Origin of the sequence: Halorubrum alkaliphilum, from assembly GCF_017873815.1 — an archaeon.
Lineage (GTDB): Archaea > Halobacteriota > Halobacteria > Halobacteriales > Haloferacaceae > Halorubrum > Halorubrum alkaliphilum.
The window spans coordinates 24507-40901 of record NZ_JAGGKQ010000026.1; the positions used below are offsets into that span (position 1 = coordinate 24507).

Consider the following 16395-nt stretch of genomic DNA (forward strand, 5'->3'; position numbering starts at 1 on the left):
GGGTTCTCCCCCGTCCGATCGAGCCGCCCGACGGACCGTGTGGTCGGACGTGCCGGGACGTCGTCCGGAACATAAAGGCTATGCGTTCCGATCTCGTTCCACGGATCGTGTCATCCCGTATCCGAGTCGCTTCGATCGTCGGTGCGCTTCTCCTGTTGCTGATCGTTGGAGCGCTCGCCCCCGTCGCTGTGAGTGCCGCCGACACCGGAGCCGCTGGAACCGGAGCCGCTGGAGCCGGAGCCGCTGGAACCGGTGACGTCGCGGTGAACGTCACCGTCGACGACCACGACCTCGACGGCCCCACGACGCTGTTCGTCCGGCTCGCCGAGCCCGACGACGCGGCGATCGAGGCGGCCGCCACGGCGAGTGGCCCGGCGGCGACGACCCCCGAGATCCGTCGCGCCGCCGTCGCGGACTCGCAGCGAGCCGCGGTCGACCACCTCGAAGCGACGCCACACGTGACCGTCGACCACGCGTTCTGGATCACCAACGCGCTCGTCGTCACGGTCGACGCGGACGCCGACACCGACGCCGTCGACGCCGCCCTCGAAGCCACGCCGAACGCCGAGGCGATCCACCCGAACCACGAGCTCGCGACCCTCGACGACCTGCCCGCAGTCGACGGCCACGGAACCGACGGCGTCACGACTCACGCCACGAGCCCCGTGATCGGCGCCGCGAGCCCTGCTGTCGACACCGCGGGCCCCACGCTCGACGCCGATGGCGTCGACGCGACGTACGGCGTCTCGATGGTGAACGCGCCGACCGTGTGGGAGTCTCGCACGCGCGGTTCGGGCGCGCGCGTCGCCGTCCTCGACACGGGCGTCGACGCGGACCACCCGGACATCACGCTCCGGAGCGACGACCCCGACGATCCGACGTACCCCGGCGGCTGGGCCGAGTTCGACCTCGACGGCTCCGAGGTCGAGGGCTCGGAGCCCCGGGACAGCAACGGGCACGGCACGCACGTCAGCGGCACCGTCGCCGGTGGCGACGCCAGCGGCACGGCGATCGGCGTCGCGCCCGAGGCCGAACTGATGCACGGGCTCGTGTTCCCCGACGGGTCGGCCTCGACCGCGAGCGTGATCGCGGGGATCGAGTGGGCCGTCGCCAACGACGCGGACGTCGTCTCGATGAGCCTCGGCCTCGCGACCGACGACGAGTCGGTGTACGAACCGGCGTTCGTCGAGCCGATCGAGAACGCGCGCCAGGCGGGCACGATCGTCGTCGCCGCCGCCGGCAACGACGGCGAGAACGTCACCACCTCGCCCGGCAACGTCCGGTCGGCCGTCTCCGTCGGCGCGGTCGACCCCGACCGCGAGGTCGCCGCCTTCTCCAGCGGCGAGCGCGTCGACACCGACGACGCGTGGGGCTCGGAGGCTCCCGCCGACTGGCCCGACGAGTACGTCGTTCCCGGCGTCTCCGCGCCCGGCGTTGACGTCGAGAGCGCCGCGGTCGGCGGGGGCACCCGCGAGGCCAGCGGCACGAGCATGGCGGCCCCGCACGTCGCCGGCGCGCTCGCGCTGCTCCGTGCCGACGACCCCGACCTGACGGAGCCCGCGGCGACCGCCGTGCTCCGCGAGACTGCCGTCCATCCGGACGGCTACACCACCGACCCCGACCCCCGACACGGCACCGGCGTCGTCGACGTCCACGCCGCCGCGCTCGCCGCCGAACACGGGACGTGGATCGAGGGGACGGCGACGTTCGACGGCGACCCCGCCGGCGGCGTCCGGATCGACAGCGACAGCGGGACGACGGTGACCACCGCCGCCGACGGCTCGTTCGCGCTTCCGGTCGAACCCGGGACGCGAACCCTCTCCGCGGACACCGCGACGTTCGGCACCGTCACGGAGTCGGTCGAGGCGACGGCGGGCGACCGCACGTCCGTCGAGCTCGACCTCGACCGGACCGTGACCGCCACGGTCACGACCGACCAGCCGGACACGCTCTCCAGCGGCGACGCCATGACGCTCACCGTCGACGTCGACCACCTCGACGGCTACACGGTGACGCCGACCGACGACTCGACGGTCGCCGCCGCGAACGTGTCGGTGACGGTCGACGACGAGCCGCTCCCGGTCGGCGAGACGCGTGAGTTCGACCGGTTCTCCGGCACGTTCTCGGTGACGGTGACCGTCGACGGCGAGGGGGAGCTGTCGCTCGAACACGTCTTCGACGGCTCGCCCGACCCCGTCGTTCGGACGACGGGCCCGACGACGGTGGTCGCTCCGGACACGGAGGCGTTCTCCGCGACCGACACCCGGGTCCCCGACCGGATCCCCGTTGGCGGCACCCCGCTCGTCGAGACGACGATCCGGAACGACGACGACGTGCCGCGAACGCCGGTCGTCGAGTGGTCGAGCGACGGCGATGACTGGACGACGATCGGCGGGGGCACGGAACTCGCTCCCGGCGAGCGGCTGACCGTCCGGGAGCGCGTCGCCCACGACGAACCGCCCGGAACGATGACGCATCGGGTCGCGGTGACGGAGCCGGGCACGACCGACCGGACGGTCGTCGCGACGCCGACGACCGAGCTCGTCGACGCGCCCGCCGGTCTCGACGTCACGGAGACGAACGCGTCCACACACGTGGCGGCGGGCGAGACGCTGACCACCGACGTGACCGTCGAAAACGCCGGCGGTGAGCCGTTCGACGACCTCGTGTGGGCCGAGATAGACGGGTCGGTGTACGCGGCCGAGCGCGTCGAACTCTCACCGGGCGAGTCCACGACGGTGACGCTGTCCGGCGTCGCTCCCGCCGACCGTGGCGGCTACGCCCACCGCGTCGGAACCAGCACCGACAGCCGCGAGGACCCGGTGTACGTCGACCTCTCCGAGTACGTGACCGACGACGGCCACGTTCGAGCGAACGAACTCCTCAACGCGGCCGCCGACTTCCGCGGCGGCGAGATCCGGTCGGGACTGCTCCTCGACCTCGCCGCGCTGTTCCGATCCGGCGACCCCTTCCCCGTCAGCTGAGGTCGTCCGAGTTCCGCCCCTCGTCCGGGGAAAGCGGCTCGCCGGAACCGTACGCTGCCTCGAACGCCTCACGCCGCTCGTCGCTGATCCGTCCCTCCCGACTCCATCGCGCCGCGAGCCCCAGGAGGTCGGCCGTGATCCGCTCGCCGATCAGGTCGTCGGGAGCGATCCCGTCGTTCGCCACGGTCACGGAACGCTCCTCGCGTCCGGTCGGCGTCTCGACGAAGACGTCGTACGTCCGTTCGCCGCCGGGCTTCGGAGCCTCGACCGTCAACGCCGCCGTCGTGGGACCGCCTCGCTCGACCGTCGTCGTCGCCTCCCCGGCCCCGACGGTGGCCGTCTCGGACGCCGCAGCCTCCGGGACGACCGTCACCGTCAGCTCGATCCGCTCCTGTGTCGGCCCGATATCGTCGGGACGCTCGACGCTCTCGATGGTCCAATCCGACACCGACTGCTCCTGCGTACCGTCGTCGGCGTCGGGGCCCCGATCGCTCGACGACGTGGTCGTCGCATCGGATTCCGCCGTCGTCTCCTCCTCCGCACGGTTCGCTTCCGTTTCGATCTCACCCAGTCGTTCGGCGAATTCCTCGGGGGTCAACTCGCCACGCGTGACGGCCCGTTGTGCCTCCCGTATTCGTTCCTCGATATCCATCAGTCATAGACGGTCGTCCCACCGGTAAAGGAATTGTCCCATCCGTGATGGACTCGTCTCCCGGGGCAGCGTCGACACCGCTCTCGAGCCGCGGGCGGAGCGGGTCGCCGTTCTGATGCCGCCCGTCGACGGCTCGAGGCGGCCCGCTCGCTCGATACGAAGACGGACTGCCGGCTTACGACGCCGACTCCGGATCGAAAAAGAGATCCAACTCGGACTCGTGCTCGAGTGCGTGTCCGGCGGCATCCTCGAAGTCGTGGGACGTTTCCTCGAAGTGTTCGTCGAACCCGTTTCCGTCGTCGTCGGTTCTCGTGTTGTCTCTCGGCGCTATTCCTTTCACCGTCGCGTGGCCGTCAGCGTCGCTGCCTCGAACGAACGCCCCGACTGGAATCCCCGACTGCTCGTTGGAGGGATGTACATCCCCCTGATCCAGCTTTCGCTGGAGATCGTCGATCTTGTTCTGCTTCTCGTTGACTTTGCTGTCCGGTCCCTGGCTCCGGCTTTTTGTCACGGACCAGATCGTCCGGACGTTCAGGACTTCCTCGCCGTCGATCACCTCCTTCGTGACGAGCACGTTGTCGAACTCGAACTGATCGCCGTCGATGCTCATCTCCCACTGTTTCACTGCGACGGTCCGGCCGACCGGCAGATCGTCTCTCGTGATCGGCGATCCGCTTCCCGAACGGAGCGATTTCACCACGCCGATCACGTCCTCGTTTCGGTTCATGACCCGCTGCAGGTGGTACACCTCGGCGAACTCGCCCGCGACGTTCGCGATTTCACCCGTCGTCCCGCCTCGTTGTCTCTCGAACGGGTTCTCGATGTCACTCGCCCCGCTCTGTCTGTGGTTGAAGTGGTAGTACGACCGGAGAAGTCGGTCGAAAAACGCGGCGTCGGGGGCCGCGTTCACGACGCCGGCAGCCGTCGTGGAAGCGAGCGGGCGCGGAGGGATCCCCTCTCTGTCCCGCAGTATGTCTCCCGCACGCGAGGACACGACGAACTCGTCGGGTACGTTCCGTGACGAACTGATCCGCGATCTCAGATCGCTGATACCGTTCTTCACCCGGGTACTACTCCCGGCGATCCGGCCTGCGTGGCCGACGCCTTTGCCGATGAGGAACCCGACGACGATCGTCGTCACGCCGAATCCAGCGATCCAGCCGGCCTGGAACGTGCGGTAGTTCACCGTCCCCGGCTCGAACGGATTGTCCGCCTGCTGTTTCGCGTGGAACTCCTCGACCATCATCACCACGAGCTGTTTTATCACTCCGAGATCCTCCGCCAACAGCCCGTAGAGCTCCTTCATCGCCTCGACAAACTCCGCGATGTTGATATCGAACAGGTCTCGAAGTCCCTCCAGGAAGTCCAACAGTGCGGTCGAGGCTCCTTTGACGAGGCCGTACTTGTGAACGAGTGGAACTCCGGCGTGATCTGGAATCGCCGTCCGTTCCAGGTTCCTGACGATCAGGGTGACGAACAGATTCTCCTCGGAAAGCACCTCGGGTGCCTCGTCGTCCCCCTGGTCAGTGGGTTCGGACGTGTTCAGACGCACGTCGCGGTTCAGTCCCAGTTCCACGGTTTCCGTGGTCTCAGTCCCGTCGTCAGGAGAGATGCGAACCTCGTACTCGCCGTCGGGTATCCGTTCGTCGAGCTCGAACCGGCCGGCCTCGTCGGTGCGGGCGCTCCGGTGTAGTTCCGGCAGCGACACGGTCGTCTCCGGGACGACGTGTTCGTCATCCGCATCCAGCACGACGCCGCGAACCGGCTCCGCAGGACCGAACCGTACCTCGACGGTCGCGTCGTCGGCTCCGTCGACGAACGCCGCTCGCTCGACCTCCTGATGGAGCCGGTCCGACGTCGCAATCACGGCGTACCTTCCGACATCGAGGTTCCGGAACTGGACCGCTCCGTCGACCGAAACGTTCGACGACCGATACCCTCCTTCGTCCGCCGCGACGACGACCTCCACTCCGTCGATCGGTACACCTCGTGCATCGAGCGTCCGGACGGTGAGAGATCCCGTTCGGTCACGGTCGCTGACCGCGAACACCCCTGAGACGTCTTTCCGATCCACTACGGTGTCCGGATCGCGTTCAGTGGCGGCCACTGCGATGACGTCGTACTCTCCGGTAGGATCGGTTTCATCGATCGCCAGGTCCACGTTCGAGGAGGCGATCTCTCCCCCGTCGAGCGGTACGTTATCGGTTTTCTGGCGTACTCCGCCGGAAGGACCGATGATCTCGTACTCAACCACTGCCGTGGTACGGTCATCGGCACCGTTCTCGAGCTCGGCGGTGACCGTCGCGGTGTCTCCCGGTCGGTACGTGTACTCCTCGGCGGATATCGATCCGAACTCGACGGCAGCGATGTCGGTAACGTGTATCGTCTCCGAACGACTGTTCGAGTGGCGTCCACGCTCTTCGATCACGTCAGTGAAATCGACGACGGCCTCGACGGGTGTGCTTCCAGTCACTGCCGACCAGTCGCCGAGAGAGATGGATCGCGTTTCGTCGGGTGCTAGTCGCCCCACGTCCCACTCACGGAACGTTTCCGCTCCAGCCTCGAGTTGCACGCCGAAATCGGCCGCCGCAGCAGCCCCCTCGTTGCTGATGGTGATGGTAAAGCTCACGTCGTCACCACCGGTTGGCGACGACGGCGTCCATTCGATATCATCGACGGTGAGGTCCGGGAAGTCCGACTCGGTGTACTCGGCCGTGAGGCTCCTGTCGCCGTCCATCGTCACCGTGATCCTCTCGTCGCTCGCGCGTCCCGACGGAACGTCTCCATGCCACCGGTCGAACTCGTGATCGTCGTCGGATTCAGCGGCGATCTCGACCTCCATCCCTTCATCGTAACTCTCGGTGATCCCGGTCGTCACCGTTCCCGGCGGCGTCACGTGGACTGCACCACCGACGGTCGTCTCTATTGACAACTCGTGTTCCACCGGTTCTTCGGCTACCTCGAAGGCGTCCGTCGTCCGTTCGTCGTCCAGCCGCGTATGCAGCGTGTCGCGATCGGACTCCTCCCAGATCGCAACGACGGCGTCGTAACGTCCCGCAGGAGCGGCCGTCTCGACGGTCCAGTTCAGATCGATAGTCGTCGACTCCCCGGCACCCAACGTTACCGGTCTTCCCGTTCGGTCGTCGTTGGTGTATTCGGTGTCGGACGGGTCGTACACCGAGTACCCGACGAAGAAGGTGTGTTCGACGGTTCCCGTGTTCTCGACGCGCGCGGTCGTGGTGACGGTCTCATCCTCGTGGTAGGTTCCCGACGCGGGACTGCTCCAGCGGACCGCACCGTCGATATCCTCCTCCAGCTCGAACGTCGCTGACAGTGAATGGGCTCGGCTCATCGTCACCGTCATCGTTCGATCCGTCTCGGAGCCAAACGGCACGTCGCCGGTCCATCGGTCGAACTCGTAGTCGGAGTCCGGGAACGCTGTCAGTTCGACCGTCGTTCCCTCGTCGTACGTGTCCGTCCAGTCGTTCGTGCTGACACCCGGGGGGTCGACGCCGATCGATCCGTTCGCCTCCGACGTGACCTCGAGCACGTGTGTCGGTTCCTGTACGGTAACACGACGGGCTATCGTCGTATCGGAGGCTCCGAAGAATCCGTCCTCTTCGATCTCGGCCCGAAGCTCGATCTCGTCTCCCGGGTCGACGTCGATATCCGACCCGATTTCGACATCCCAGGAGGAGCGTGTCCACCACGAACCGATGCTTTCGCTGACGACCGTACTGTCGAACAGAAATCCCGAGACGTCTTCCAGGACGAGCGACCCGGCGTCGCCGATCGAGCCGCTAACTGACACGTGTATCGTCTCGCCATGCTCCACGACGAACGGCGGAGCGTTGTCCCAACTGATCGAGGCGCTTTGTGGGGTGATCTCGGCGTCCACGCTTGTCACGGCGGGTTCGGTCCACAGGCTGAGCGCCCGGGTCTTCCCTTCGTCCTCCCGCCATTCGATCTCGAGTTCCGCCACGTAGGTTTCTTGACTACCCACCACGTGTCCGGTCGCGTCCTCGAGCCGTCGGTGAGAGTCGATCACGTAGCGGGGCAGACTCCGACCGTCCCTGGTTACGTCGCGATCATATGACAGCGCCGCACCGATCAGCAAGCGGTCCAGCAGCGTTCTCCCATCGACATACAGTGGTCCCTCGTCGACCGGAAGGAGCGCGTCGTTCGTACGTTCACCACCGATGTCGACCTCGACGTGGTGTGATTCCGGCGTGAAGCTCTGAGAGACGCTTGCCGACAGTTCACTGTGGGTCCGTTCGTCGAGCACCGACTGTTCCTGCTGGTCATCCCACTGGAACTCGATCTCCTTCACCGGCGTTTCATCGGATAGATCCACGATCTCATCTCGATCAGCCACCTCGAACTCTTCGAGTCCGAGCGTATAATCCGTGGCACCGAGTGTCGAGACGTGGGCATCGATCAACCTCGCAGGATTGATACTTCCGGGATCGGTGACTCGTTCACCGGTCCGCCAGTAGTTGGCAACATCGATGAGTACGTCTGCATCGATAATGCTTCGTCGAAAATCCCTAGCAGCGTCAGCAAGTCCGTTAGCGTCGATATACCCGTCGTCATTAGCGTAGTATGCGACTGTCCGATCAGTCGCCTCGTGCTCCACAGATGGGGCAAGTCCGATCGCTGCTGCGATCCCCCCCTGTAGTATCTTCCGTCGACCTATGTTAGGCCCATCTGACATTTTAAACTGAATCTCGTGGTCTTCAGTTGAAAAGTTAACGGTAACCGCTATCTCTGACGACGGACGGAAGGCGACGGCCAACCCGGTTCTGGTCGTGCGGAACAGATCAGGGGAACGGATCTCGTGAAGTCGTTCAATGCTGGCCGATTCTGCGATGATTTGCCTAAGGCGGCTGGAAGCTTGTCCGAACTCCCCGTGTCGAGCCTGAAATCGACAACTGCGCTGTCGTATTCAGTGTTTGTATCGTAGTAATTCGGCCGTTTCAGACTACCCGCACACGAATGATTAGCCAAGAGAAATGTTCAATACAATTGAAACTCATCTCTTCGAGTATCATGTCAAATGACCCTGTCGCTACGGTTCGTCGCAGAACCGTCTTGGTCAGTTCTGCGCTTACTCTGGCCGCCGCCGCATCGAGTAGAGGAAGTGCGAGCGATTCGAACGGCTCCGGAACCGATCCCACACCCGTTGATGAGTTCTCGAAATGCTGCAGCGGATCGGTTGAAGACGCTGAACCTCTTGACGAAGTCGAGTACGAGGAGTACGAACGTGAAACCCCGTATTCCGACTTGATTCTTCTGGTCAATCCAGATTCCGATCCCGACGACGACCCCGAAGTGCTGCTCGAGTTTTTAGCATGGCAGGCGACTGAGCTCGGGCTTGCCGCGTTTGATACCGTTCCTGGAACGCTTGAACCACGCAGTGAACTCGATGGTCCGTGTGGAATCGCTCGACATGGACGGTATCAGATCGGGGATGGCGTGTGTGCGACGCTTGAGCATAACACGATCGGTCACGAGTACGTCCACACGCAACAGGTGCATTCGCGCACCTTCGAGACCCAGTGGTTGATCGAGGCCGTAGCGAGGTTCTACCAGCGGCTGTTCTCTTATCGCCGAGGATACACCTCGTTTCGACCCATCGTTCGAGATGTCGACCGCGCACGCGAGCACTACCCGGACGCGATCCTTGCGGACCCGTCGACGTGGGGTTCTCACCAGACCTACGCGACGCCTGACTATCTCAAGGGTAGCTTCGTGATCTTCGAGTTAGACCGATTGATCCGTGAGCGTACCAGCGGGGACGTGACGTTCGATGCGGTTTTCGCGGAGATGAATGCTCAGGACATTGCTACTCACGAGGAGTTCCTCAATGCGGTCGAGGCAGCCACGGACCATCGGTTCGAGTCGTTTTTCGACCGGTACGTGTTCGGTACTGAATTTCCGGACGTTCCGGACGTTCCGGAGCCGTTCGACCGCCACTATGAGTTCGAGTTTGAGGACGTAATGATCCACGTTCCTTCCCAAAAAACGTATGATACGCACCTCACCATCGGTCAAATAGGCACTCCGCATGAGCTGATCGTTACGTATGAGCTCTTCGATGACACGCTGGACGTACTCGGTCCGATCCCTGCCGGGGAGATCAGTTACCGACAACGTATCGAACTCGATCGCCCTAGAGACATCGGTAGTCCGCCGAACACGATCAACATCTATACGGTCGATGAGGACGGCGACCCGGACGATCAGCTCGACAACACGATCACATTTACTGATAGCGGTCGTGAGATCCGTGTTATCGACGAGCCGCAGCCCACCTTCGACATCGACCCGCCGGTACCACGCGTCGGTGAAGAGTTCCGTCTCGACGCATCCGAATCCGAGCCCCGATTCCTCCTCGAGGGGTACGACTGGGAGATATCGTCCGACGAACCGGTTGACACCTCCGAGCCAGTCATCTCACACACGGTGTCCGATCCGGGAGAGTATAACGTTTCGCTGACTGTTACTGATGTAGAGGGAGTAACTGAAACGGTAACTACCACCCTTACCGTCAGTGACGAACCATCGGTTGCGGACTACGCTGGTGACGAAGGGATCGTTCGGTCCGGCGGGCTACTGGATGCGACATCGGACTTCCGGAGCGACGAGATCGATTCCGGCGTGTTGCTCGAAGTCGCTGCCGCGTTCCGCACCGGCGAGCCGGTTACCTGACTGGAACGGCTTTCGGAGCCGGTGACGGTACGGGCGACGCGCAACGGAGCCAGTCGTTCAGAAAACGGGTGCTCCGGAGCGGAACGCAGCCGCGACGTCGAGCAGCGTGTTGGTGTCCGCCTCGCCGTCACGGAAGTCGGCGGCCGCTTCGAGCATGCCGTTGGCGTCGACCTCGCCGGTGTCCGGGTCGGCGTACTCGGCGACCGGGTCGTCGACCTCGCCGACCTCGATCGTGTCGTCGCCGCCGATCGTCTCCTCGAGCCCGGCGACTTCGTCCTCGACCGTGCCGGAAAGCTCCACCGTCTCGCCGTCCTCGGCGTCCTCGGGGATCGCGACCTCGTAGGTGATCGTCACGTCCTCAACGCCGCCCCACGAGGCGGCGAGCTCGTCGCTGTCATCCGTGACCTGCGAGATCGTGGCGCCGGAATCGTCGAGAATGGAGATCTCGGCGAACTCCGCCGGCTCGAACGTCTCCACGATGCGCAGATCCTCCGTTTCCTCGTTCAGCTCGGCCGTCACCGTCACCTCAGTGGATTCGCCTGCTGGGACCGTCGTCGCGTCGATCTCTCGCTCGGCAGTCCGGATCTCTTGGCCGGGTTCGTCGACGGGTCCCTCCTCGACGACGATGTAGTCGTCGTCGATGGCGAAGTACCCAAACATTCGCAGGATCCCGTCGGATGTGCTCGTTTCCGATTCGCTCGGGTAGATATCGACTTGCCATCCATCGTACTCCCCCGGCTCCGAGTCGGTCAGATCCACGGTCCACTCGAGGACGGAGCCGCCGTCGTTCGGGACCTCGGCCGTGTCGACGTCGAATCCCTCGTCGGCGCCAAGACTGGGCCCGAACTCGACGTACCACGACTCGTCGACCGGGTCCGGCAGCGTGAGCGTCAGTTCGACTTCGCCGGTGGTTCCGCTCTGTTCTATCGGTGGTCGATCGAACCCGATCGCGAAGGTCTGGTCGTCGGTGGCGGCGATAGTCGTCGGGTCATCGACGCTCTCGATGAGCTCGACTCGGTACGAGGAGAACGTCTCCTCTCCAATGAACGTGTCCTCGTCACCATCGACCTCGTGTGGGACCTCTTCGATCGGCGCTTCCTCGCCAGCGACCCGGATCTGGAGGTCTCTGTCGCCGTCGGGATACAGCTCTCCGCCGCGGTTGTACAGGTTTTGGAGGTCGATGCTCTCCACGTTCTCCAGACGGTCACCTTCTGGAACGACGGTGAGATCGGTTCCCGCGGTGAGATTGTGCACACGGATGGCCGTCTCCGTGTCGCCGCCGAGGTCGAGTTCACCGGAGACGGCGATGTCGATGCTCATCGAACTGCGGACGTTGTTATCGCCCGTGCTCGTAGCACCGACGCCCAAACCCGTGTACTCGATTTCGACGTCGTGTGCGGCCGCCGATACCGTGCTCGCACTCCCGACCGCCCCGGCAAGCGCAAGGCCAGCCGTCGTCGACATCACTCGACGACGACTGAAATGCGCTCCCTTCGAGTTACTTCGCCAGTTACTGTCGCGTGACATTCGACTGTGAATTGTCTTCTAATAATATAATCATTTCCTTGCTATCAGCGACTTGCGTGTCCACGCGATCGAGAACAAGATCGGGTCTGTTGCGCGCTCGCCGTTCCCCGGGTGTCCAGTCTACGAGTTCCCCGCCACCGTTCCGAAGAGCGTATCTCTCGACGCCCGAACGAATCGGTCGCTTGCGTCGGTCTTCCGGACCTGCCGGGGCTCGACGTAGCACGGTGTATCGACCATATCACACAAAGTATTTAACAAGCCTTACTCAATAAACGAGTGCGTCATACCCGTTGGCATCGGCGAGTAACACCGTGTGAAAGTCCGTGCTACTGGAAACTACAACAATGACAGACGACACATCATATCGAACCAAGGGACGTGCAGTGTTCCTTGCTGCGATCATGGTCGTATCCATGGTTGCTGCGGGCGCGGCCTTCGCGGGCAGCGCGGCCGCCGCAGTGGACACGACCGATCGTACCATCGACGAAGTGGAACTTGAGCCCGGTGAAACAACCGAGGTCACAGTAAGCGTATCGGCAACTGAAGAAAGCAACGACCTTCGCGTGATCGAGAACTTCGATCCCGCGTTCGCTGACGTCACGGTTATCGACGACAGCGACGCGACGATCTCCGAAGTCACCGACGCCAACGACGAGCTCGCCGCCTCGTGGGGTGGCGTTGAGGACGTGACGCTCACCTACGAGGTCGAGGTCTCCGAGGACGCCGAGGAAGGTGACGAGTTCACCCTCTCCGGCACCGCGGAAGACCGCGACAACGATGAGGGTAACGTCATCGACATCGAGGGTGACACCACCATCACCGTCGCCGAAGCTGACAACGGCAACGGCAACGGCAACGGCAACGGCGCCGTCGACGCCGACGACTACGACCGCATGCTCCAGGAAGGCGACACTGTCTTCCAGGGTCAGCTCGTTCAGGTCAGCGCCGACCAGATCGACGCTGGTGGTCCGTTCGGTGACGACGAAGTCGAGCTCCGCCGCGTCGACGACGGCGAGGTCGCTGGACTCGTCTCCACCCCGAGCGTGATCGAGGAGGACGGTGACCAGTACTACATCCTCGACACCGAGAACCGTGACGCGGACCGCTACGTGCTGACGACCGAGTCGCGCAACACCGATGTCTCCGGTCTCCTCACCTTCGAGGTCGCCGTGCAGGACCTCAGCGTCGAGTTCGACGAGGACGAGGTCGGTGACGTCGAAGGCGACTCCGAGGTCGAACTGGACATCGAATCCGACATCCGTAACAGCTACATCGTCGAGGTGACCGCCGACGGTCTCGACGAGGAGGAACTCGAGGACGTCTTCACGCAGGACCCCGAGTCCACGTGGAACACCGAGCGCACTGACGGTCTCGACCGCAGCGAGCTGCACGCTGACCGCGGCTCGGCCGGTGACGGACAGTACTTCCTCGACGAGGACGATGAGTCGATCATCCTCCTCAACGCCGAGGGTGACGAGCACGTCCTGAACTTCACCGACATCGACCAGGACGAGTACGAGTTCGAGTTCGAGGTCTACGACTCCACCGCGGAGGACTCCGACTCGATCGAAGTCGTCGAGGGTGACGAGGGTCAAGTGAACCTCGTTGACGCGACGCTCGACGAGGAGGTCGGCTCCGTCGCTGAGATCGAACTGGAAACCGTTGGCGGCGCTGACGAGGCCTCGATCGCCATCGGCGACGAGGACGACATCGGCTACCAGCTCAACGCCACCGTCGACTTCGACGGTGAGGACAGCGTCACGCTGCTGTTCAACACGTACGCTGCCGGCTCCGACGAGTTCGACGGACCCGTCCTCGTCGAGGACGGCGACAACGACGCCGAAGTCATGGAGTACGAGCAGAACACTGACATCGAGGGCATCCTCGACTCCGGCGACTACGAGATCAACGTCCGCGCCGGTGCGGACGACGTGAGCGACTTCGAGGACGTCTTCGACGACGCCGACGACCTCGGTTCGCTGTTCCTCGACGACCGCTCCACCGACGCGTGGAACCTCTGGACCGCCCCCGGCGGTGCTGACGAGGTCGACGACCTCGAGGACGGCGACGACGTGGTCGACGCGGTCGAGGACGGCATCCTCACCGAGACCGACCAGGTCGCACACGACGACTACCTCGTCCACGAACTCGACGCGACCGGCGTGGCAGGTATCCTCGCCGCAACCGGTGAGGACGACGCTGTGGACCAGTTCGTTTCCGTCTTCAGCGATGACTTCAGCCACCAGGAGAGCGGTGTGAACTCCTTCGACCTGCGCGTTCGCGAGACTCGCGACAGCGCCGGCCCGAACGTTGAGCGCACCGTTCAGACCGTTAACATCGACACGGTCATCGTCGACGAGGACGCCAACAGCGTCTACGTCGTTCAGGAGATGAGCGACGTTATGGGCGCTACTGGCGAACTCGCCGGTGAGGAGTTCGACGAGACCGAGGACTACGAGTTCGAGGTCCGCTTCCGCAACAACGACTACCGCCTGCTCGACTTCGACCCCGCTGAGGACGAAGACGAGGAGCTCTCGGACGTCCGCGAGCAGCTCGACACTGAGTACGACCTGCTCGAGCGTACGTTCGACTTCGACCAGGACCCGTACAACGCGACGAACACTGACGACGCGACCTTCAGCGGCGAGACGACGGTCGCGCCCGGCAGTGAGTTCGACGCGCGTGTCCGGTCGACCGGCGACACCAGCCCGCGGTTCAACATCAACGAGGAGTTCTCCGTTGACGAGGACCGCGTCTTCGAGACCGAAGAGTTCGACCTGAGCGAGGCGAGCGTGGGCGACACGTACACGCTCTCGCTCCGCAACACCGGCGCAGACGAGCGTCCGGAAGTTGACGGCGAGATCGTCGAATCCGACCTCGAACCCGCGTTCTTCGAGGTCTCGGATCTCGACCCGATGGACGTGACCGTTGACCAGGGCGACCTGATCAGCGTCACCGCGACCATCACGAACACCGGCGACGAGGACGGCGACCAGACGGTCGAGTTCCGCGTCGGCGGTGACGCAGTTGCCGACGAGGACGTCGGCCTCGATGCTGGAGACGACACGGAAGTCGAGTTCTCCGACATCGAAACTGACGGCCTCGACGGCGAGTACGAGCACGGCGTCTTCACCGACGACGACAGCCAGACGGCAACGCTGACTGTCAACGTCGATGACGACGACGCCGACGACGACGACGACGCAGCTGACGACGACGACGCAGCTGATGACGACGACGCAGCTGACGACGACGACGCAGCTGACGACGACGACGCCGTCGACGACGACGCGGAGGACGACACGCCCGGCTTCGGCGCTGTCGTCGCCCTCGTCGCGCTCATCGCCGCCGCGCTGCTCGCGACCCGTCGCCGCAGCAACTAACGGCTAACTCGCAACCACCGGCTTTCAGCCGGCTTTCCCGCCTCGCTTTCTTTATCGCGCGCTCGACCGCCGAGCCGCTGCGCTCGCGTTCACACCGACCAGCGGCGGCGCTGGGGTGTTCCCCTCGTCCGCGAAGCGATAGCGCCGTGGTTTATATACTCTCGTTCGAGCGCGGTACTGGCTCGATGTCGTCGTAGTCCGGTGGTTTCACGCTCGCGAAACGTCACGCTCCGTAATTTCTTTATATACTTCTCCGACAGAATTCACACGTTCCGCGGCGCGTGATCCGCACGTGGTTGCGGGGCTCGTCGGCGTCGACGGCGGCCCCGCGCCCAGCGACGGCTCCGCCGCACTCGATCATGACCCCCGCTCGCGCTCTCGCCCCGATCGTCGTCGCCCTCGTGCTCGTGACCCTCCTGATCGGGTTGGGTTCCGTTTCGGTGGGGGGTGATACGGACGATACAATTTATATCCAACAACCCGGTACTCCGACAGACCTCGTTTCAGGAGATCGCAGTCACACGATCTCCGATCTGTATATAAATACCTCTAACTCAACACTCTCCGATAACAAACTCCGACTGAGCATCGATCTCTCTCCACTTTCGGATAGAGGTGTTAATACATCTCAAACCGACATTACGGACATCTCTATTGATAATGGAGCCGTGGATCGCGTAGAAAGGCAGGAATCGACGGATGGGGATATAAGTATTCAACTCGTGGTTGAGAAGACCGGATCGGATGATCTACTCCGCATCGAACAGATCGAGCTCGGAGACATCTCCACGGAGAAGACGGGACCACACTCCGATGTCCGATATCAACTTGCTGTTACTGGAGAGCACAAAACTGCAGCTGATGAGCCATTTATAAATGAGGCCGAAACTACGGTTTCAAAGCCGTTTGATATCGTGGATGGCTCCCTTCAGTTCCGAACGCAGGCCACGATATCCAGTAATCCATCTGGATTTATGCGACAATCCGTGACCGTTGAGGACGTTCACGCAAACACTAATACTACTCTCTTTGTTACTTATGAGGTACGTGTTTAGCCCGGGCTGATTTCGTCACTGTCTCGTAGATAGAGACACGCGGGGGACACATGGTCCGTCAGCAGGAATCGGGAATGCCTTCT

The 16395-nt window shown here is 63.5% G+C and carries 7 protein-coding genes; 4 read left to right on the top strand and 3 right to left on the bottom strand.

Annotated features, from left to right (window positions below):
* Window positions 1–107: 107 nt before the first annotated feature.
* A complete protein-coding gene (locus tag J2751_RS13120) occupies window positions 108–2984 on the top strand; it encodes a S8 family serine peptidase (protein ID WP_209486657.1) in 2877 nt (958 codons plus the stop codon).
* Here the strand turns inward: J2751_RS13120 and J2751_RS13125 are convergent.
* Window positions 2977–3636 carry a hypothetical protein gene (locus tag J2751_RS13125; RefSeq protein ID WP_209486658.1) on the bottom strand — a complete coding sequence of 220 codons (660 nt, stop codon included), beginning with the start codon at window positions 3634–3636 and terminating at the stop codon, window positions 2977–2979. The two genes, J2751_RS13120 and J2751_RS13125, sit on opposite strands and share 8 nt — an antisense overlap.
* Window positions 3637–3811: 175 nt before the next feature.
* On the bottom strand, window positions 3812–8011 hold the full coding sequence (locus tag J2751_RS13130; RefSeq protein ID WP_209486660.1) for an InlB B-repeat-containing protein: 4200 nt from the start codon (window positions 8009–8011) through the stop codon (window positions 3812–3814).
* A gap of 674 nt (window positions 8012–8685) precedes the next feature.
* Between J2751_RS13130 and J2751_RS13135 the strand changes: the two genes are divergently transcribed.
* Complete coding sequence (locus J2751_RS13135; protein ID WP_209486661.1) at window positions 8686–10347, top strand: PKD domain-containing protein; 1662 nt, start codon at window positions 8686–8688, stop codon at window positions 10345–10347.
* Between the two features lie 57 nt (window positions 10348–10404).
* Here J2751_RS13135 and J2751_RS13140 read toward each other — a convergent pair whose 3' ends face one another.
* Complete coding sequence (locus J2751_RS13140) at window positions 10405–11874, bottom strand: hypothetical protein (RefSeq protein WP_209486664.1); 1470 nt, start codon at window positions 11872–11874, stop codon at window positions 10405–10407.
* A gap of 344 nt (window positions 11875–12218) precedes the next feature.
* Between J2751_RS13140 and J2751_RS13145 the strand changes: the two genes are divergently transcribed.
* Window positions 12219–15257 (top strand): BGTF surface domain-containing protein, encoded by a 3039-nt coding sequence (locus J2751_RS13145; RefSeq protein WP_209486670.1) that lies wholly within the window; start codon window positions 12219–12221, stop codon window positions 15255–15257.
* Between the two features lie 359 nt (window positions 15258–15616).
* Window positions 15617–16312, top strand: coding sequence for a hypothetical protein (locus J2751_RS13150; RefSeq protein WP_209486666.1), 696 nt, complete (start codon window positions 15617–15619; stop codon window positions 16310–16312).
* The last annotated feature ends 83 nt before the right edge of the window (window positions 16313–16395 follow it).